We start from the raw sequence: 20,355 nt of genomic DNA, 5'->3' as shown, positions 1-20,355 counted from the left end.
GATTCCAGTTTCGGCAGTTCGACCCACGGTCGCAATTCATGTTGGTTGTGCGCGCAACCGATACAACCTCATGCAGTAGGGCCTACGCGCGCGCGTCGGTAGCCTTGCTGCATGACTGCACTTCCCATCGATTCATCCGACGTTGATCCACGTCGACGCGCACGTGACCTGTACTGGCAGGGGTATCGCATCGCGCGTATCGCCGAGCTGCTCGGTGTGAAACCGGCCACGCTCTATAGCTGGAAGAAGCGCGACCGATGGGACGACACCGAGCCAGTCGATCGCGTCAACATGACGATCGAAGCGCAGTTGATCAAACTGGTCACGAAGGAGGCGAAGGAAGGGCGCGACTTCAAGGAGATCGACCTGCTGACGCGCCAGCTCGACCGGTTGCGGTCGCGCCCGGCGAACGATGCAAGGGTGAGCGAATCCGGGGGCGCGAGCAGCGCGCGCCGATCGCGCAGCTCGGACGACCGCAATGCGTTCAGCGAAGAGCAGGTCGAGAAGCTGAATGACGCGTTCCTCGAATCGATTTTCGACTATCAGCGCACCTGGTATCGCGCGGGCTTCAAAGAGCGGATTCGCAACATCCTGAAGAGCCGGCAGATTGGCGCGACGTGGTACTTCGCGCGCGAAGCGCTGCTCGACGCGCTGAACACGGGGCGCAACCAGATCTTCCTGTCGGCAAGCAAGGCGCAGGCGCATGTGTTCCGCCAGTACATCGTCCAGTTCGCGAAGGACGCGGTCGGCGTCGAGCTGCGCGGTGATCCGATGGTGCTGCCGAACGGCGCGACGCTGTACTTCCTCGGCACGAACGCGCGCACCGCGCAGAGCTATCACGGCAACCTGTATTTCGACGAGTACTTCTGGGTTCCTCGTTTCCAGGACCTGCGCAAGGTCGCGTCGGGCATGGCAATCCATTCACAGTGGCGCCAGACGTATTTCTCGACGCCGTCGAGCCTCGCGCACGACGCGTATCCGTTTTGGTCCGGGAAACTGTTCAACCGCGGACGGCCGAAGGATCAGCAGGTGTCGATCGACATCTGCAACGCGGCGCTCGCTGCGGGCCGTGCGTGTGGCGATGGTCAGTGGCGGCAGATCGTGACCGTCGAGGACGCCGTACGCGGCGGCTGCAACCTGTTCGACCTCGAGCGGCTGAAGCTCGAATACAGCGCCGACGAATACGCGAACCTGCTGCTGTGCCAGTTCATCGACGATTCGCTGTCGGTGTTCCCGCTGTCGACGCTGCAGTCGTGCATGGTCGACACCTGGGAAGTGTGGGACGACTACAAGCCGCTGTACCTGCGCCCATTCGGCGACGAAGAGGTGTGGATCGGCTACGACCCGTCGCACACCGGCGACAGCGCGGGCTGCGTGGTCTTGGCGCCGCCGAAGTATCCCGGCGGGAAATTCCGCGTGCTCGAGCGGTTCCAGTGGCACGGCCTGGACTTCGAAGCGCAGGCCGCGCAGATCGAGGCGCTGACCAGGCGCTACCGCGTCACCTACATCGGCATCGACACGACCGGGATCGGGCAGGGCGTCTATCAGCTCGTCACGAAGTTTTTCCCGGCCGCGACGGCATTCCACTACTCGGTCGAGATCAAGACCGGGCTGGTGATGAAGGCGCAGAACGTGATCCGCAAGGGCCGGCTCGAGTTTGACTCGGGCTGGAAGGATCTCGCCGCGTCGTTCATGGCGATCAAGAAAACCATCACGCCCAGCGGCCTACAGGTCACGTACAAGGCGAGTCGCTCGGAAGAGGCGAGCCACGGCGACTTGGCCTGGGCCTGCATGCACGCGCTCGCGAACGAACCGCTCGAAGGGGCGACGGGCACCAATACCGGATTCATGGAGATTTTCTGATGTCACGCAAGTATCGACGCGGCGCCGGGCGCCGCACGCACGGCAGCGCCGAGCCGGCGGCCGACTCGACGCCGGCGCCGGCGCCGGCGCCGCGCGCGGAAGTTTTCTCGTTCGGTGATCCGGTCGAGGTGATGGATCGGCGCGAGCTGCTCGAGTATGTTGAATGCATGCGGATGGGGAACTGGTACGAGCCCCCGCTGCCCCTCGACGGTCTCGCGCGCTCGTTCCGGGCCGCGCCGCATCATAGTTCGGCCATCTACGTGAAGCGCAACATCCTCGTGCAGTCGTACGTTGAGCACCCGCTTCTGTCGCGCGCCGACTTCAGCCGATTCGTGCTCGAGTACCTGGTCTTCGCGAACAGCTACCTCGAGCTGCGCACGAACCAGCTCGGTACGCCGATGGCGCTGAAGTCGTCGCTCGCGAAATACACGCGGGTCGGCGTCGAGCCGAACCAGTACTGGTTCGTGACAAACGTGCGCGAGCCGTACGCGTTCCCGAAGGGCGCGGTCTATCACCTGTACGAGCCGGACCTGAACCAGGAGATTTACGGGCTGCCGGAATACCTGTCCGCACTGAACTCGACCTGGCTGAACGAGAGCGCCACGCTGTTCCGCCGGCGCTACTACAAGAACGGCAGTCACGCGGGCTTCATCCTGTACATGACGGACGCGGCCGAGCGGCAGGAGGACGTCGACAATCTGCGTTCGGCGCTGAAGAACGCGAAGGGGCCGGGCAACTTCCGGAACCTGTTCATGTACGCGCCGAAGGGGAAGAAGGACGGCATTCAGCTCCTGCCGATCGGCGAGGTCGCTGCGAAGGACGAGTTCTGGAACATCAAAAAGGTGACGGTCGAGGACCAGCTCGCGGCGCACCGCGTGCCGCCGCAACTGATGGGGATCATCCCGTCGAACGCGGGCGGGTTCGGTGACGTGGAGAAGGCGGCCGGGGTGTTCAATGGCCTTGAGATCGAGCCGCTGAAGGCGCGGCTCCGGGAGTTGAACGACTGGATCGGGATCGAGGTCGTGCGGTTCCGCCAATATGTGCCGCCGACGCAGTGACGGGACCGCCGGATGCCGACAGTACCGGCTACTTCGCCGGCCGGTCATGCTCGGCGGTCGTTTCGTTGACGGGGTAGAGCTGCAGTGCGCTATCAATGGTAGGCGCGTGTCGCGCTCATCCTCGGCCGAAGTCACTTTCTCTTGCGACGGGCGGACCCTCGCGAGGTAGGGAGCGAACCAACATCAATGTCGCGACGTTGGGCGGTCCAATACTGCAGCTTCGAAATCTCGATGAGCAGCTCATCAGAGCGAGCCCGGAGATCCCGATAGTTGTAGCGATCGGCCGTAACACGAATGGACTCAAGTCGTGCCCGCCAATATGCGGGATCGCGGATCGACGCCCCAAGCGGAAACTCGTCGCGTTTTTTCGAGAGAGTTTGCAGCGCGTTTTTTACATGCACCAGATCTCGTTCAATCCCAGCGTAACGATCACACATACTTACCCCCGTAAGCGTATTGTCCACAATACAGCGGCCACGGCTGCTCTGGCTCATAAGATTCAGTTAGAGGTAAAAAGAGAGCCGTGCCCCGTACCCCCTACGGGACACGGCCCCAACACGGGAATCAATTGCTCCCGCGAGCCAACTACACAACCTTACGACACGCTCAGTTCACAATTCCGCGCGCGTTAAATGTCGGGTTCCGGATGTCGCATCAAGTGTTCGCCATGTCGGCACACTATGCACGGCGTTGGAGCGGACTCCACTTCTGTTCGCGTTTTCGACGCTCGTGTTATGTGATGCCAGATCTACAGCCAACAGTCCGAAATCGATAATCACCACGGCGACCAATGCAATCACCCATCGGATATTTCTCGATCTTCGCACCTTCTTTGAAGGGACGCCGTAAAGCAGACGTTCATAGTCTTCCGGATCGATCGGCATATCCTAGGTCTCCTTCTCGTCATTCGACCAATCGCGCAGGCGTGAGCGCGCCATAGTACGGCCCGACACCACCTGCCCCCGATGCTTGGCATTTGTCCGGATTGTTGCTCATCTCCATTTGGATGTACTTCCCGCTTCCGCCAACTGCTTGATCAATGTGTACACACGCAAATGCAAGGATTCGCTCGTAGGACGTTGTCGTGAGATCCTGAACAATCGGGACCAGGACATACTCGCAAGCTTTGTTGCCTGCGGCGCTACAGTCGTTGACGGACGTATACAGCGTCGTCTTCGTGCCGGGCTGGATATAGGTGCATGTTGCGTCCGGTGTCGAGCAAACACCACTAGGTGATCCCACTGCTGCCGGATTCGGATTGCCGCTGGATATCAAGTTGCGCACGGTCGGAACATCATTTGCCGTTGTATCGAATGTCGTCCATTGACCTGCTTCGCAAGGACCAGCATGGTATGACGAGGTCACATAAAAGGTGTACGGTTGTCCGACCGTTTGGTTTGGCTGCCCTGAGCCCGGCGGCGTCGTGGAGGTCGCAACTTTGGGTTTTCCGTTTGTCGAATCCCAATACTGGTCATACATGCATTTCGTCAGCGCAACCGGGAATAACGAACCGGAGCCAACGTTTCCGGGGTCCGAAACGACCGCGACGGCCACGGCGTTCTCGGGCACAGACTGGAAACCCCAAAGCCTCGCCAGAAAAGAGGGAACACCGCCGCCATTCTTCGTTCCTGAACGAGTGACCACCACCTGCACGGCAGGCTTGCCAATGGCGGGCGAAGGCGGCATCGATGTTTGAAGGCCCTTAACGCTGCCAGTGACGTCCCAGTAACCGTACGACACATCGGACGTATATCCCGTCAGCGTTTTATTTGACGACTTGTTTAACGAGACACCCAGCACGGCCTGTGCTTGGGCCGTTGCCCAATCTGGAGCCGCGGTTTTTGTATTGCCGCATAGCGCTCGCGGGTAGATGCATGGCGCACCGGCCAGCGCGGCAGCATCGGCTGCGTTTTGCAGTTCATTCCGGACAACAAAAAGATAGCCGACATCGATTGCGAGCGCGGCGAAGCCGAGCAGAATCGACATCAAGAGAGCGACGGTTATCGCTACCGCACCTCTTTGATTCCGACGACTCTTCGAACCGCAGCGGTTGTACATCGACTGTCTGAGCGAACAAGGCGCCTCTACCGACTGTGAGCGAGTGCGATCCATGACCGGCTCCTCATTCATTGTTCATGACAGTAGTAGCCGTCAACGTTAGCAGCTTGCTGAACGGACCGATCCACGAACCCAAAGCCAGTCCAGTGAATTTGTATGTGACAGTGACAGTGAGTGGCGTACCAAAACTTCCACCTTGGCCCGACGGAACGGAGACAGTAGGGGCTGACGTGTTGCCCAAACTGATCAGGTGGCTTTGGCAGTAGTTGAGAGCGACCGTCTGTATGTCGGTTGTTGTCGCTTTCGGCGTTTTGAGAACAATCCCCGCGCGCGCACCTTCCCGGCTTGCGTTTGTGATGACGGCTTGGTCGAACATCACAAGTCCGAACTCGATAATGCCGAACAGAATCAGTAGCAGCACGGGAAGTACCAGTGCAAATTCCACAACAGCAACGCCTCGTTGCTTCTGCCAGTTTTTCCGATTCGTCATTATTTTTCCCCGTTGAGCCAAGCCTTTGTGGCTTGCAGCGTCCGCTGACCAGATCGCCATCAGTGCGTCGATTCGTCGCATTTGAATGCGCAGATGGAGGCGCGCCATCCGGTTGCACGAACCGAACGTGCCGTGTCCCAAATACACGCCCACACTTGGTCAGTGACTTAGCAAAACGCGTGCCATACGCAGTCCTCGCTTGTGGCATGAGGCGCTTGATTGAGCTATGGACGGACAAAAAATGGGGTGGCATCGGAAGTGTTTCAGGCTTGTACCGTGAAACACAAATTCCGCGTCGACTGCGCGCTCCACCTACAAGCTCATGCACGTTGGAAGGGGAGAGATTGGCCTGGAAGATTCAAATCTGAAACGCCGAAGAGTCCGAAGGGTGACCGTCGACATTCCTCTCCGTTGTTTGCCGGGCAAATCTAGGGCGGGCTTTTTCCATCTCCCTGCGCATGCCGGCCGGCTCAGCCGCTCGCCAAGGAGACTGCCGCAAGCGGCGGGGTGGGCTACCCGTCTGCCCGCGACAGACCGGTGGCGAGCCGGAGGCCCCGTGCCACGTGGCGGCACGGGGCCGGGTGAGAGTCGGAAGATGCCGACTCTCACCCGGCGCGCGCAGTTGTGACCCCGCCCCACCTGCCCGCAAAAATGAATGATTTTTATGCACTCATGCGCCCGGTGCCTGGGGCCGCCTAGCGCGGTCGGCGCGGCGATCGGCGTGGCGATTCTTCTATGCACTTTTATGCGCCTTCGTTATGCAGTCTCAGCGTTTTGTAATATTGTTGTCGATGCGACTGAGGAAAATGGGAGCTGCAATTTATGCGACGTGTCCCATACTGGGCCAGCAAGGTACCTTGTCTCGACCGATGCCAAGTGTCGGGCGAGCGAGAGCGGGGGAGCGTCGCGCTTTTCTTCCTGCTGTTCTTGATTCCGCTGCTGATGTTCGGCGCTTTGGCCGTCGATGTTGCTTGGGTTGCGGTTGTCCGCAACCAATTGCAGAACGCGGCCGATGCGGCCGCGCTCGCGGGTGCCAGAGCTTTGACGTCCGGTGGAACGACACTGAACTGGTCGCAGGCGGCCACCGCAGCGAACCAAGCCGTTGCGCTCAACGCGGCGGCAGGAGTTCGGCTATCGACCGGCACGGTTACGGCCGGCTATTGGAATTTGACGCGAACGCCCTATGGAATGCAGTCCGCCACGATTACAGCAGGTACGTACGATGTACCTGCTGTACAGGTCACGGTGTCGCGCTCAACCAATGTGAACGGCGGCAATATTCCGCTGTTGTTGGGTGGCCTGCTTGGAGTCTCGAGTACGTCAGGCAGCGCCACCGCGGTTGCAGTCGTGACGTCGCCGGGGTCAATTGGCGCGGGCGGAGTGTTTCCAATAGCGCTGGACCAATGCGTATTTAACCAGTATTGGAATTCGACGACCAATCAGCCACTTTATTACCCGCTGACGAACATACCGTACGAACTCACCATCACGAACGGGCAGGAATACGGCTCATCTTGCACAGCTGGTACCTGGACATCATTTCTCAGTAACGCGAACGACGTACCAACGCTCGCGGGCCTGATGCAATCGGGTAATCCGACCCAGCTCAGCATCGGAGAAAGCATTTACCTCGCCCCAGGTGCAAAGACGGCGCTTTACGGTTCAGTTCCGGTAGGCGTGACTGTACTAATGCCTGTCGTCACAAACAGTTCGAGCTCGTCCTATGTGCCGATTGTTGCGTTCGCTCCATTTGCAATCGATGCATCTGTCGGAGGAAGTGGGAAATACATCATGGGGCATTTTGTCTCCGGCTACAAAGCGTCTGTGGCCGTGAGCGGTGCGGGGCCGAATTACGGTGTGTATGGGCCGCCAAAGCTCGCGTTGTGAGCTTACCTATCTCGGGTAGGAGGTTGCGCAGGTCCTGTACAGTGAAATTACAGTTTGGACGAGCTTGGATAGCCCTGATTGACCTTGATGAGCCTTGGTTTTGCTGATTGCGAGTCGTGCAAGGCATTCATTTTTAAAGGCTCTTGGTGTGCCGGTAAAGCTCCGAAGGCAGCGTTTGACCGCCCGCAAAGGTTGTCTAACTTGCTTCCAGATTGCTGCTGAAATCCCTGTGTAATCGTGAACGGTATTTTTGCAAAAAGTTAGACGAAATGACGGAGCGCCTTGATTTGATGCGATTTTGTGTCTGCAAGTTGCGGAGCTTTGCGGAAGTGGCGTTTCAGTAAGTGCAATGACCGGTGGGCCCTGCGGGGCGTTACCGGGGGCACGTTTTCCGGTTTGCCGCACCGGCGGATGTGACGGCGCATGCGATTTCGAGGGCTGGCAGCTTCGGTCGCGTGCCCGTCATGATCGACGCGGCGTCGAAACCCCGGCTGGATAGGATTGCCGGGGCCTTGGTCACCATTGCACCGGTTCGACTGTCCGGTCGAATGCGGCCTCGAGCAACGCGGTCTCGCGATCGTCGAGTCTCAGGTCGAGTGCCGCGAGCGCGTCGGTCGGGTGATGCGGTTTTGACAACCCGACGATCGGCGCGGTGATGCCTGGCCGGCGCAGCACCCATGCCAGTGCGATCCGCGCGGGCGTCACCCCGCGCGCCTGCGCCACCTGCCTGACCGTATCGACGGTCGCCGCGACCGCGTCGCGCCCGTCGTACCAGGACACCATTTGCTGGTCGGTCGCGGCCCGCGTCGTCGCGGCGTCGCGCGAGCCGGCCAGCAGCCCGCGGCCGAGCGGGGACCACGGCGTGCAGGCAATCCCTTCTTCCATGCAAAGCGGCAGCATGTCGCGCTCGTCGTCGCGGCAGATCAGGCTGTACTGGCTCTGCATCGACACGAATCGGGCGAGTCCGTGATGCCGTTGAAACGCGAGCATCTTCATGAATTGCCACGCATGCATCGACGACGCACCGAGATAGCGGACCTTGCCGTTCCTCACGAGGGTATCGAGCGCATCGAGCGTTTCTTCGATCGGCGTGTCCGGATCGAACCGGTGGATCACGTAGAGATCGACGTAGTCCGTCCCGAGGCGCTGCAGCGACGCATCGATGCTGGCGAGCAGATGCTTGCGCGACAGCCCGCGCGCATTCGGCCCGTCGCCGGTTGGAAAGAACGCCTTGGTTGCGATCACCACATCGTCGCGCGTCGCGAAATCGCGCAGCGCGCGCCCGAGAATGCGCTCGCTCTCGCCGCCCGAGTAGATGTCGGCCGTGTCGAAGAAATTGATCCCCGCATCGAGTGCCGTGCGAATGAAAGGGCGGGCCTCCTCCTCGGTCGTGACCCACGGGCGCCACGACGGGTCACCGTAGGTCATGCAACCCAGGCACAGCCTCGACACCTGCAGCCCGGACGCTCCCAGTCTCACGTATTCCATCGGTTCTTCCTCCGTCGCGGCGCCGGTCAGCGCATGCCGCCGATCGTGTAGCCGCCGTCGACCAGCAGCGATTCGCCTGTCACGAAGCGCGCTTCGTCGCTGCAGAGCCAGACGGCCGCATCAGCCACGTCCTCGGGCGTGCCGATCCGCCGGGCGGGCGTGAATGCGGCGAACGGGCGGAACATCTTGTCGTCGCCGAAGCGGCGCGCCATCGGCGTGTCGATGATGCCGGGGTTCACGTTGTTGATCCGGATGCCGTGCGGGCCGCCTTCGAGTGCGACCGCGCGCACCAGCGCATCGAGCGCGCCCTTGCTGGCCGAATAGGTCGACGAGCCGGCAAGCGCGCCTTTCGCGAGCCACGACGACGTATTGACGATCACGCCGCCGCCGTGCGCGAGCATCGCCTCCATTTCGTATTTGATCGACAGCCACGCACCCTTGAGATTGGTTGCGATCACCTTGTCGAAGTCGGCCTCGGTTTGTTCCACGATCGGCGCGAACGTGCCTTCCGTACCCGCATTGTTGAACGCAGCATGCAACGCGCCGTAGCGTCCGATCGTTGCGTCGACGAGCGCGCGCACGCCATCGGCGGATCCGACGTCGATGGCCATCGCGAAGGCTTCGCCACCGCGCCCGGTAATCGCGCGCACGGTTTCGTCGAGCGGCGCCGCGCGCCGTCCGGCGACGACGACGCGGGCGCCTTCCCGCGCGAATGCGAGCGCGGCCGCCCGGCCGATGCCGGTGCCGCCGCCGGTGACGAGCGCGACGCGTCCGTCGAGCCGGGGGCGCGTCGTGGCGGGAGATGATGGCAAGCTTCGTGAATCGGGCATGGCGAGAGTGGCTCCATGTAAAGGGAAGCGATCTGGCCGGCGGGCCGGCGCATGGTCGAGGTGCTTAGTCCCGGTGGTCGGGCACCGTCAGGGGCGTGCCAGGCGCGCCGGCGTAGAACACGATCAGTTCGGCGCGCTCGTCGCCGGTTTCGCCGCGATGGGCGCCGTCGACCATTTCCGGCACCACGTCGCCGGGGCCGAGCGCCAGCCGCTTGCCGTCGCTGCGGCGCACGGCGGTCAGGTGGCCCGACAGCACGTAGCCGATGTTGATCGACGGATGCGTATGCCACGGCAATACCGCGTGCGGCGGAATCGTGTAGCGTACGACCGTGATCTCCGGTTGTCCTGACGGATAGGTGCGATACCGCGAGCCGTCCCACGCATGCGTGGTTCGCAGCAGTACCGTCTCGGTCACGCGGCTACCCGCGTCCGCTTCCTGTGCGGTGGCTCGCGGCGAACCGGCGACGATCAATGCGGCCGCGAAGACGGTTCGCGAAACGGCTGAAAATGAAAATGTGTTCATGGCGGCGAGCCGTTTGGCTCCGGGTATCGAATACAGCGCCATTGTGCGAAGCAGGGTGCCGCGCGAATAGCACCCGACCGGTTGAAACCGATTCAACCGGCCGGACAGGCGTTGCGATGCGATGGACGATTGCCCGGGCGTTCCGGGTTTGACGGGAGCTGCGAATGGATCGGTTGAAGGCGCTGACGGTATTCGTCCGTATCGCGGCCGCGGGCGGCATCAGCGCGGGCGCCCGCGAGTTGGGCATGACGCCGCAAGCTGCCAGCAAGCAGGTCGCAGCGCTGGAAGCACTGTTGAACGTGCGGCTGCTCCAGCGCTCGACGCGCGGAATCGTACTGACGCTCGAGGGCGAACGCCTGCTTGCGCAGTGCCGCGGCGCGGTCGGAGAACTGGAGAGCGCGCTGCGCATGCTCGACGACGATCGGGCGCACGCGGCCGGCACGATCCGTGTTGCGGCGCCGTATTCGCTGGCCAGGCGCTTTCTCGCGCCGCTGCTCGGCGAATTCTGCGACCGGCAGCCGGGCGTCACGGCCGAGCTGATCGTCAGCGACGACATGGCCGACATCGTCGAACAGCGGATCGACATTGCCGTGCGGACCGGCAATCTGCCCGACAGCGGGCTCGTGGCTCGGCGCATCGCCGATCTGCAGTTGATCGTCTGCGCGGCGCCTGCGTATCTGCGTCGCCACGGCGAGCCGCGGACGATCGACGCGTTGCGCGATCATCGTTGCACCGCATTCCTGTATCCGCGCACGGGCAAGCCGTTTCCGTGGGAATTTCTGGTTGACGGTCGTGTCGACACACGACAGATCGACCCGTTCATCGCGACCAACGACATCGACGCGGAACTCGACACGGTGCTGAGCGGCGCCGCGATCGGCCAGTTCTTCGGCTATTCGGTTCACGCGCACATTCGCGAGGGGCGCCTCGTGCCGCTGCTGACCCGGCACGTGACCTGCCGTTACGGCCTCCACCTGTGTATGCCGCAGCGCATGCACCTGCCGCAGAGGAGCCGTTTGCTGATGGATTTCCTTGTCGACCGGCTTGGCGCGCATCCGGATCTTGCGCCGCTTTCGTTTGCGGAAGCGTCGGCATGACTCGCGCCTGATCGCGGGTGAGCCTCCGGGCGGTTGCGCGTCGTCGCTTCGCGCTCGCCGAGCATCAGTACGCGAGCCCGGCGTCGCGAACGTGCGCTACGTCTTGATGCGTCTCGCGCATCGCGGCGAGCACGGCTTCGAGCGCCGCGATCGCATCCGTGCGCCGCTTGATCGCCAGCCGCTGTTCCCCGAGCGCCCGCAGCGCTGCGTCGCCGAAATATTCCATGATGTCCGGCAGGCGCCGCACCACACCGCGGCTACCCCAGCAACCGTCGTCGATTTCCGTTGGAAAGACCCACACGCGCGTCGCGACGGCGTCGACCGGCACACCTTCCGCGCGAGCCACGGCAGCGGTCACGTCCGCAATCAGCCCCGCGCGTGCGGCGTCCGTGTACTGACCTTCCGGCACGGTCGGCACGATCCGGTAGATCGGCGCAGGCGCGATAGCCCCGGCGCGATACACGGCCGCAGGCCGATGGACGAAGATCCAGGTCACGTCCCGCACGCGCGGATTGTCGGGATCGAGCTCCTCGTGACGGATCAGCGTATCAGTTAGCGCTTCCATCAGTCGTGCTTCGGCCTGCGGTGCGAGCGCACCTTCGGGGATGGTGACGTCGATCATCGGCATGACGGTGTCCTGGCTCGGTGGAGAGGGCGCCGCTCCGGGGCGGGGCGGCGTGAATCCAGTGTATGGACCTCGTGCCGATGCGCGCAGTGGCGAAACTGCCATTCGACGATGCCATTTCAGACATCGTGTGCGACGCTTGTTGCGCGCGGCTATTGTGTGAAGCGCCGGCGATACTCGCTAGGGGAGATACCGGTCTCGCGCTTGAACAATTGCCGAAAGCCGCTGATGTCCGCGTAGCCGACGCGCTCGCAGACGGTGTCGATCGCGAGCTTCGTTTCCGCGAGCAAGCGCTTCGCGACTTCGATCCTGAGCGTCTGCAGATACCTGAGCGGCGGCGCGCCCACCGCGTCCCTGAAGCGGCGATGGAGCGTGCGTTCGCTCATCGCGACGTGATCGCTCAGCCGGGCGAGGCTGAAGGGTTCCCGCAGGTGCTTTTCCATCCAGCGCTGGGCACGCGCGATGGTCGCATCGTCGTGCCCGCGATGGCCCATCCGGTCGAGGTCGATGAATGAATCCTGCGAGACGCGGTTCATGTCGATCAGCATGAGCCTGGCGACCGACGCGGCAAGGCGCGCATTCGCCAGTTTTTCGATGACGCGCAACGCGAGATTCTGGTACGAGGTGACGGTGCCGCCGCACAAAATCCCGTCCTGCTCGGTCAGGATGTCCGACGCACGCAGCGCCACGTCCGGATAGCGGGCACGGAAGCTGGATGCTTTCGACCAGTGCGTCGTGGCAAGGCGGCCGTCGAGCAAGCCGGCCTCCGCGAGCAGGAATGTGCCGGTGCAGTACGTCGCGATCAGCGTGCCGCGCGCGTGTTGCCGGCGCAGCGCGTCGAACAGCGGGGCGAGTGCCGCGGGCCGGTCGAGCAGCCGCTCGAGATCCGCGACGAACGGGCTCGTCAGCCAGATCGCGTCGGCGGGACTGCTGCCGTCGATCGCGCCATCGACCGGGATGACCTGGCCGGAGCTTGCGCGCACCGGCCGTCCGCCGACCGATTCGACGCGCCAGCGAAACGGTGCACTCGCGCGGCCCTGCGACGTCGTCGCGGCGAGATGGTTGGCCGCCGTGAGAATGTCGGTCGGCGCGGCGACGCCGGATGCAAGGGCATGTTCGACAGCCCAGATTCGGATGAGCGGCATGGGTGGCGGGATTGGCATCGGGCAAGGGCAATCCTACCACCGGGCGCCGCGCGATTTTGCGAGCCGGCAAGGCCGTCGATTCATGCGGCCAGCGGACGAAAATCAAAAGGCCGCCCGGCGCCGAAGCGCACGGACGGCCTTGCGTAGGTCGAGCGGCCGCGCGGTGTCGCTCAGCACTCGCCCTTCTTCGCGTGTCCCGGCGGGCAGTGATAGCCGCGATCGTCGTGGCCGCGATGACGCTGGTGGTCTTCCCACTCGCGGCGTTCCCAGTAGCGGCGGCCGTCCCAGTAGCGGTCGCCATGCCAGCCGACGATCACCGCGGGCCCCGGGGCGACCATGACGGGCGCGGGCGCGACGACGACCGGTGCGGGCGTGCCGATGTTGACGTCGACGTTGACGGCGTGGGCGAGGCCGGACAGCGAAAGGCCGAGGCCGGCGAAGGCAAGGGCGATCAGCGAGCGTTGCATGTTCTTTTCCGTGATGTCGTTGTAAAAGGCCGGCGCGACGCGATGGAAGCGAGGGGGACCGTTCCACCGGGGGAAACGCCGCACCGACACATGCAGTGTGCGGGTGCGCGACGGAAAACGCGAGGCGGGTTTGTTACGGCGGATTGGCGGCCGGCAGGCGCGGGGTGCGGGCGTCGGGCCGCGTCATTTGACAATGGCGGCCCGCGTGTACGGATGATTGCGCGCGCGTCGCACAGCGCCGGCTGCGCGGATTTGACATTCGGAGGCGTACGGCGCGAAGCGCGATTAACGGCGCGTTACAAAGTGACACGCGGCAGGTGGCGGGATCGCCATGCCTGCCGCGCGGGAAGCGGTACGTCGGCCGTCGGGCCGGCGGTCGCCACGGATGGATTACAGATAGAACATCCGGTCTTCTTCGGGGCGCGGCGGATGGCCGTCATCGTCCGAACCTTCTTCCTCGCCGCTGTCCTCGTAGAACGCGAGCACTGCGTCGAGCACCTGGTCGGGCTCGTCGATCACCTGCATCAGGTCCATGTCTTCCGGATTGATGAGGCCCATCGGGATCAGCTGGTCGCGGAACCACTGCAGCAGCCCCTTCCAGAAATCGCTGCCGACGAGGATGATCGGCACGAGGCGCGACTTCTTCGTCTGGATCAGCGTGAGCACTTCCGACAGCTCGTCGAGCGTGCCGAAGCCGCCCGGCATCACGATCACCGCATCCGAATTCTTCACGAACGTGACCTTGCGCGTGAAGAAGTGGCGGAAGCGCAGCGAGATGTCCTGGTAGTGGTTGCCGGCCTGCTCGTGCGGCAGCTCGATGTTCAGGCCGACCGACGGCGCCTTGCCGGCGTGCGCGCCCTTGTTCGCGGCTTCCATGATGCCGGGGCCGCCGCCGGAGATCACGGCGAAGCCGGCGTCGGACAGCTTGCGCGCGATCTGCGCGGCGAGCTTGTAGTGCGGCGTATCAGGTTTGAGGCGGGCAGAACCGTAGATGCTGACAGCCGGGCGGATCTCCGACAGGTACTCGGTCGCCTCGATAAACTCTGCCATAATCGTGAACATCTGCCACGACGCGCGCGCCTTCTTGGCCGTCGCGCGTTCTTGATCTGCGAGCGAACGCAGACTCGGAATCACTTTTCTCTTGTTCATAATGCCTGAAGAACGAAATCTGGAAGGTAAGACCCTGCTATTGGTTGACGGTTCGAGCTATCTGTATCGGGCTTACCATGCGATGCCTGATTTGCGTGGCCCTGGCGGGGAGCCGACCGGAGCGCTCTACGGAATCATCAACATGCTGCGCCGTATGCGCAAGGAAGTCAGTGCAGAGTATAGCGCTTGCGTGTTCGATGCAAAGGGTAAGACGTTCCGTGACGACCTTTATGCCGACTATAAGGCAAACCGTCCGTCGATGCCGCCCGACCTCGCATTGCAGGTCGAACCGATCCACGGCGCCGTGCGTGCGCTCGGCTGGCCGCTGCTGATGGTCGAAGGCGTCGAGGCCGACGACGTGATCGGCACGCTCGCGCGCGAAGCCGAGCGGCACGGGATGAACGTGATCGTGTCGACGGGCGACAAGGATCTCGCTCAGCTCGTCACCGACCACGTCACGCTCGTCAACACGATGACCAACGAGACGCTCGACCGCGACGGCGTGATCGCGAAGTTCGGCGTGCCGCCCGAGCGCATCATCGACTACCTCGCACTGATCGGCGACACCGTCGACAACGTGCCGGGCGTCGAGAAGTGCGGGCCGAAGACGGCCGTGAAATGGCTGGCGCAGTACGACAGCCTCGACGGCGTGATCGAGCATGCGGGCGACATCAAGGGGGTGGTCGGCGACAACCTGCGCCGCGCGCTCGACTTCCTGCCGCTCGGCCGCAAGCTCGTGACCGTCGAGACGGCCTGCGATCTCGCGCCGCATCTCGATTCGATCGAGGCGTCGTTGAAGACCGACGGCGAAGCGCGCGACCTGATGCGCGACATCTTCGCGCGCTACGGCTTCAAGACCTGGCTGCGCGAAGTCGACAGCGCGCCGGCGGAAGGCGGCGGCGCCGATGCGCCGGACGGCGAGCCGGCACCGGTCGTGGCGGCCGACATCGTCCGCGAATACGACACGATCCAGACCTGGGAGCAATTCGACGCGTGGTTCGCGAGGATCGACGCGGCTGCACTGACTGCATTCGACACCGAGACGACCTCGCTCGACCCGATGCTCGCGCGGCTCGTCGGCCTGTCGTTCTCGGTCGAGCCGGGCAAGGCAGCGTACCTGCCGGTTGCACATCGCGGCCCCGACATGCCCGAACAGCTTCCGCTCGACGAAGTGCTCGCGCGCCTGAAGCCGTGGCTCGAATCGGCCGATCGCAAGAAGGTCGGCCAGCACCTGAAGTACGACGCGCAGGTGCTCGCGAACTACGACATCGCGCTGAACGGCATCGAGCACGACACGCTGCTCGAATCGTACGTGGTCGAGTCGCACCGCACGCACGACATGGACAGCCTCGCGCTGCGTCATCTGGGTGTCAAGACGATCAAGTATGAAGACGTGGCCGGCAAGGGCGCGAAGCAGATCGGTTTCGACGAAGTAGCGCTCACGCAGGCCGCCGAATACGCGGCCGAAGATGCGGACATCACGCTGCAGCTGCATCACGCGCTGTATCCGCAGGTTGCGCGCGAACCGGGCCTCGAGCGCGTGTATCGCGAGATCGAGATGCCCGTGTCGCTCGTGCTGCGCAAGATGGAGCGCACGGGCGTGCTGATCGACGATGCGCGCCTGCAGGCGCAGAGCACCGAAATCGCAACGCGCCTGATCGAGCTCGAAGCGCAGGCGTACGAACTGGCGGGCGGCGAATTCAATCTTGGCTCGCCGAAGCAGATCGGGCAGATCTTCTTCGAAAAGCTGCAGTTGCCGGTCGTGAAAAAGACGCCGAGCGGCGCGCCGTCGACCGACGAAGAAGTGCTGCAGAAGCTGGCCGAGGACTACCCGCTGCCGAAGCTGCTGCTCGAGCATCGCGGGCTGTCGAAGCTGAAGTCGACCTATACCGACAAGCTGCCGCGCATGGTGAACCCTGCAACGGGCCGCGTGCACACGAATTACGCGCAGGCCGTCGCGGTTACGGGCCGCCTGGCGTCGAACGATCCGAATCTTCAGAACATTCCGGTGCGCACGGCCGAGGGCCGGCGGATCCGCGAGGCGTTTATCGCCTCGCCGGGCCACCGGATCGTGTCGGCCGATTATTCGCAGATCGAACTGCGGATCATGGCGCATATCTCGGGCGACGCGTCGCTGTTGCGCGCGTTCTCGCAGGGCGAGGACATCCACCGCGCAACGGCCGCCGAGGTGTTCGGCGTGACGCCGCTGGAGGTCAATTCCGACCAGCGCCGCATTGCGAAGGTGATCAATTTCGGGCTCATCTACGGGATGAGCGCGTTCGGGCTCGCGTCGAACCTCGGCATCACGCGCGATGCGGCGAAGCTCTATATCGACCGCTATTTCGCACGTTACCCGGGTGTCGCGCAGTACATGGAAGACACGCGTTCGGTTGCGAAGGAGAAGGGCTACGTCGAAACCGTTTTCGGTCGCCGCCTGTGGCTGCCCGAGATCAACGGCGGCAACGGCCCGCGCCGCCAGGCGGCCGAGCGCGCGGCAATCAATGCGCCGATGCAGGGCACGGCGGCCGACCTGATCAAGCTGTCGATGATCGCGGTGGACGACTGGCTCACGCGCGACAAGCTTGCATCGCGGATGATCATGCAGGTGCACGATGAACTGGTGCTCGAGGTGCCCGACGGCGAACTGTCGCTGGTGCGCGAGAAACTGCCGGAAATGATGTGCGGCGTGGCGAAGCTGAAGGTGCCGCTGGTCGCCGAAGTGGGCGCCGGCGCGAACTGGGAAGAGGCACACTGACGCACCGCCGCGCGGTTCCCGATTCCTGCGGCATATTGTTGCAGGGATGCTGAATATCGAGATGGTTTGCTTGTGGTCAACGCGCAAGCTCCCGGACAATGCATGTCATTGACACGGGGGCATGCGCACCCCGCGTTCCGGGGTTGGAAACATCGAAGTGATTCGAACTGCACATTGATGATGTCCGAACCGGTTAATCCACCGGGTGGCGCGAATGCATCGCTTTCGCACGCTCCGGCGGCAGCAGTTTCGAATCGCAAAGGGGGAACAGATGCATCGGATCATCATCGTAGGCGGAGGCGCGGGCGGCCTGGAACTGGCGACGCGGCTCGGCGACCGGTACGGCGCACGCGGCAGTCGTCCCGCGCGGGCGCTTGTCACGCTCGTCGACCGCAATCCGACCCACATCTGGAAACCGCTGCTGCACGAGGTTGCGGCCGGCAGCATGGACCCGTTCACGCAGGAGCTCGAATATGCGGCGCAGGCGCGCTGGCATGGCTTCGAGTTCCAGCAGGGCGGGCTGACCGGGCTCGACCGCGCAGCGAAGCGCATCACGCTCTCGCCGGTCAACGACAGCGACGGCGAGGAGCTGTTGCCGGCGCGTGAGCTCGAATATGACACGCTCGTGATCGCGATCGGCAGCACGACTCACTTCTTCGGCGTGCAGGGCGCACCGGAAAACGCGATCGCGCTCGATACCGTTGGTGAGGCCGAGCGCTTCCGCAAGCGGCTGATCGCCGCGTGCATGCGCGCCGAGCACCAGGCGCCGGCGCCGACCGCGCCGGGCGAGGCGGCCGAGCCGCGCATCCAGGTCGCGATCGTCGGCGGCGGCGCGACCGGTGTCGAGCTGTCTGCCGAGCTGCGCAACACCGCGCAGGTGTTGTCGGCCTACGGGTTGCACAAGCTCGACCCGCGGCACGACGTCGGCATCGTGCTGATCGAATCGGGGCCGCGGATCCTCCCGGCGTTGCCGGAGCGCGTATCGTCGGCGACAGCCGAACTGCTCGAGAAGATCGGCGTGCGGCTGATGCTCGCCGAGCGCGTGACCGAGGTGGCGCCGGGGGCCGTCCATACGGCGAGCGGCAAGACGGTGCGTGCCGACCTGACGGTCTGGGCTGCGGGCATCAAGGCGCCGTCCGTGCTCGCCAATCTCGATGGCCTCCAGGTCAACAAGCTCGGCCAGCTCGACGTGCGCCGCACGCTGCAGACCTTCACCGACGACAACGTGTTCGCGCTCGGCGATTGTGCGGCATGCGCATGGCCCGGCAACGAACGCAACGTGCCGCCGCGCGCGCAGGCTGCGCACCAGCAGGCGAACTTCCTGCTGAAGGCAATCGGCTGCCGGCTCGACGGGCGCCCGCTGCCCGAATTCACGTATCGCGACCTGGGCTCGCTCGTGTCGCTCGGCCATTTCAGCGCGGTCGGCAACCTGATGGGCGGGCTGATCGGCGGCAACATGTTGATCGAAGGGCTGTTCGCCCGCTTCATGTACATGTCGCTGTACCGGATGCACATTGCCGCGCTGCACGGCTATCCGCGGATGATGCTCGATACGGTCGCGCACTGGCTGCGGCGCACGACGCTGCCGCGCGTCAAGCTGCACTGAACGCGCGTTCGCGCGGGAAGCGGGCGGGGAGTGCGCACGTCGTGCGTACTCTCCGCCCGTCGTTTTTTTGCGGGCCGCCGGGCTACCGAGCCCGCGTGTGACGGGCAACATCGGCCGTGCGTTGCTCGCTCCAATCGCCAGGCATCCGATCAAGCAACGGCGATCGACAGGCGGCTTGTTGCATCGCGATTCGACGGGCCGCCTGCGCGTTTCTCCGCTGTCGAATCAACGCGTCGTAATCGAGTCTTACATATCCGACAGTTGACGTGACAACGGATTATTGGGCATCTTGTCCGGGTTTCCGTTCGCGGCGGGGTGCCATCCGCCGCGACATCCGCGCCGCGCGCCGGCGCGATGCCCCGTCATGCCGTGTCCGTGATCGTGACGGCGGCCCCCAATCGAGGAGTGCATTCATGTTGAAACCCGAAGTCGACAGCCTGGTTCCCCACGTTCCGTTCTCGCGCCGCAAGTTCATGCAGGCCGCGCTGGGCGGTGCCTTCGCGGCGGCCGTGCTGCCCGTGTCGGCGCAGACGGTCACGACCGACAGCGAAGGGCTGGACGTCGACACCGTCGAGATCCGCTCGGGCGACGCGAGCGTGCCCGCGTATCGCGCGCAGCCGAAGGACAAGACGAACCTGCCGGTCGTCATCGTGATCCACGAGATCTTCGGCGTGCACGCGCACATCGCCGATGTCTGCCGCCGCTTTGCGAAGCTCGGTTATCTCGCGATCGCCCCCGATCTGTTTGCGCGGCAGGGCAACGCGGAGAAGTATCCGACGATCAAGGATCTGGTCGAGCACGTCATCAGCAAGGTGCCGGACCGGCAGGTTACCGAGGATCTCGACGCGACCGTCGCGTGGGCCGGCAAGAACGGCGGCGACCTGTCGCGTCTCGGCGTGGTCGGGTTCTGCTGGGGTGGCCGTCAGAGCTGGCTGTATGCGGAGCACAACCCGCACGTGCGTGCGGCCGTTGCGTGGTACGGGTTCGTCGAAGGCAAGACCGACGAGATGACGCCGTTCAACCCTGTCGATCATGCATCGCTGCTGAAGGTGCCCGTGCTCGGGCTCTACGGCGAGAAGGACACGAACATCACGCAGGCGTCGCTCGCGGACATGCGCAAGGCGGTCCAGACGAGCGATTCGAAGCTCGCACGTGAATCGGAGATCGTCGTGTATCCGGATGCCGGTCACGCGTTCTTTGCCGATTACCGGCCGAGCTATGTGAAGGCCGATGCGGAGGAGAGCTGGAAGCGCGCGATCGCGTGGCTCCACAAGTACGGTGTGATGTAAACGGCAAGCGGCGGCACATGCCGCC

The 20,355-nt window shown here is 63.7% G+C and carries 17 protein-coding genes; 7 read left to right on the top strand and 10 right to left on the bottom strand.

Features of this window, described 5'->3' with window-relative positions:
- The first annotated feature begins 111 nt into the window (after positions 1-111).
- Positions 112-1,863: a terminase ATPase subunit family protein gene (locus tag BCO18175_RS00745; RefSeq protein ID WP_174978952.1), complete on the top strand. Its 1,752-nt coding sequence runs from the start codon at positions 112-114 to the stop codon at positions 1,861-1,863.
- The gene (locus BCO18175_RS00740) at positions 1,863-2,921 is read left to right on the top strand and encodes a phage portal protein (RefSeq protein WP_174978951.1); all 1,059 of its coding nucleotides are present in this window, start codon (positions 1,863-1,865) and stop codon (positions 2,919-2,921) included. Before BCO18175_RS00745 ends, BCO18175_RS00740 begins: the two co-directional genes overlap by 1 nt.
- 611 nt (positions 2,922-3,532) lie before the next feature.
- Here the strand turns inward: BCO18175_RS00740 and BCO18175_RS00735 are convergent.
- From BCO18175_RS00735 to BCO18175_RS00725, 3 genes are all read right to left on the bottom strand, one after another.
- Positions 3,533-3,805 carry a hypothetical protein gene (locus BCO18175_RS00735; RefSeq protein WP_174978950.1) on the bottom strand — a complete coding sequence of 91 codons (273 nt, stop codon included), beginning with the start codon at positions 3,803-3,805 and terminating at the stop codon, positions 3,533-3,535.
- A 19-nt stretch (positions 3,806-3,824) separates the two neighbouring features.
- Positions 3,825-4,979, bottom strand: a complete 1,155-nt coding sequence (locus BCO18175_RS00730) for a pilus assembly protein TadG-related protein (RefSeq protein ID WP_174979563.1) — start codon at positions 4,977-4,979, stop codon at positions 3,825-3,827.
- 64 nt (positions 4,980-5,043) lie between these two features.
- Entirely contained in the window at positions 5,044-5,469 is a 426-nt protein-coding gene (locus tag BCO18175_RS00725; protein ID WP_174979561.1) for a TadE/TadG family type IV pilus assembly protein, read from the bottom strand.
- Positions 5,470-6,291: 822 nt separating this feature from the next.
- Here BCO18175_RS00725 and BCO18175_RS00720 point away from each other — a divergent pair.
- Positions 6,292-7,356 carry a pilus assembly protein TadG-related protein gene (locus BCO18175_RS00720; protein ID WP_174978949.1) on the top strand — a complete coding sequence of 355 codons (1,065 nt, stop codon included), beginning with the start codon at positions 6,292-6,294 and terminating at the stop codon, positions 7,354-7,356.
- A gap of 516 nt (positions 7,357-7,872) precedes the next feature.
- On the opposite strand, the gene BCO18175_RS00715 is transcribed toward BCO18175_RS00720, so the two are convergent.
- The 3 genes from BCO18175_RS00715 to BCO18175_RS00705 form a co-directional block, all read right to left on the bottom strand.
- Entirely contained in the window at positions 7,873-8,844 is a 972-nt protein-coding gene (locus BCO18175_RS00715; protein ID WP_174978948.1) for an aldo/keto reductase, read from the bottom strand.
- A gap of 26 nt (positions 8,845-8,870) precedes the next feature.
- Positions 8,871-9,656: an SDR family NAD(P)-dependent oxidoreductase gene (locus BCO18175_RS00710; RefSeq protein WP_254607930.1), complete on the bottom strand. Its 786-nt coding sequence runs from the start codon at positions 9,654-9,656 to the stop codon at positions 8,871-8,873.
- An 82-nt stretch (positions 9,657-9,738) separates the two neighbouring features.
- Positions 9,739-10,197 (bottom strand): cupin domain-containing protein, encoded by a 459-nt coding sequence (locus tag BCO18175_RS00705; RefSeq protein WP_254607929.1) that lies wholly within the window; start codon positions 10,195-10,197, stop codon positions 9,739-9,741.
- Between the two features lie 164 nt (positions 10,198-10,361).
- Here BCO18175_RS00705 and BCO18175_RS00700 point away from each other — a divergent pair, with 164 nt between their 5' ends.
- Positions 10,362-11,294, top strand: a complete 933-nt coding sequence (locus tag BCO18175_RS00700) for a LysR family transcriptional regulator (protein ID WP_174978945.1) — start codon at positions 10,362-10,364, stop codon at positions 11,292-11,294.
- A gap of 64 nt (positions 11,295-11,358) precedes the next feature.
- Here BCO18175_RS00700 and BCO18175_RS00695 read toward each other — a convergent pair whose 3' ends face one another.
- From BCO18175_RS00695 to BCO18175_RS00680, 4 genes are all read right to left on the bottom strand, one after another.
- Positions 11,359-11,922 (bottom strand): tautomerase family protein, encoded by a 564-nt coding sequence (locus BCO18175_RS00695; protein ID WP_174978944.1) that lies wholly within the window; start codon positions 11,920-11,922, stop codon positions 11,359-11,361.
- Positions 11,923-12,071: 149 nt separating this feature from the next.
- Positions 12,072-13,064 carry a GlxA family transcriptional regulator gene (locus tag BCO18175_RS00690; RefSeq protein ID WP_174978943.1) on the bottom strand — a complete coding sequence of 331 codons (993 nt, stop codon included), beginning with the start codon at positions 13,062-13,064 and terminating at the stop codon, positions 12,072-12,074.
- Between the two features lie 170 nt (positions 13,065-13,234).
- Positions 13,235-13,531, bottom strand: a complete 297-nt coding sequence (locus BCO18175_RS00685) for a hypothetical protein (protein WP_174978942.1) — start codon at positions 13,529-13,531, stop codon at positions 13,235-13,237.
- 390 nt (positions 13,532-13,921) lie between these two features.
- Entirely contained in the window at positions 13,922-14,680 is a 759-nt protein-coding gene (locus BCO18175_RS00680; protein ID WP_174978941.1) for a TIGR00730 family Rossman fold protein, read from the bottom strand.
- A gap of 1 nt (position 14,681) precedes the next feature.
- Between BCO18175_RS00680 and polA the strand changes: the two genes are divergently transcribed.
- The 3 genes from polA (at position 14,682) to BCO18175_RS00665 (ending at position 20,330) form a co-directional block, all read left to right on the top strand.
- Complete coding sequence (gene polA / locus BCO18175_RS00675; RefSeq protein ID WP_174978940.1) at positions 14,682-17,435, top strand: DNA polymerase I; 2,754 nt, start codon at positions 14,682-14,684, stop codon at positions 17,433-17,435.
- Between the two features lie 271 nt (positions 17,436-17,706).
- On the top strand, positions 17,707-19,041 hold the full coding sequence (locus BCO18175_RS00670) for an NAD(P)/FAD-dependent oxidoreductase (protein WP_174978939.1): 1,335 nt from the start codon (positions 17,707-17,709) through the stop codon (positions 19,039-19,041).
- 413 nt (positions 19,042-19,454) lie between these two features.
- A complete protein-coding gene (locus BCO18175_RS00665; protein ID WP_174978938.1) occupies positions 19,455-20,330 on the top strand; it encodes a dienelactone hydrolase family protein in 876 nt (291 codons plus the stop codon).
- The last annotated feature ends 25 nt before the right edge of the window (positions 20,331-20,355 follow it).

The sequence above is a fragment of the Burkholderia lata genome (assembly GCF_902499335.1).
In the GTDB taxonomy this organism is placed as follows: Bacteria; Pseudomonadota; Gammaproteobacteria; order Burkholderiales; family Burkholderiaceae; genus Burkholderia; species Burkholderia lata_B.
Note: the sequence above shows the minus strand (reverse complement) of the source record. Positions and strands in the feature narration are given on the sequence as shown.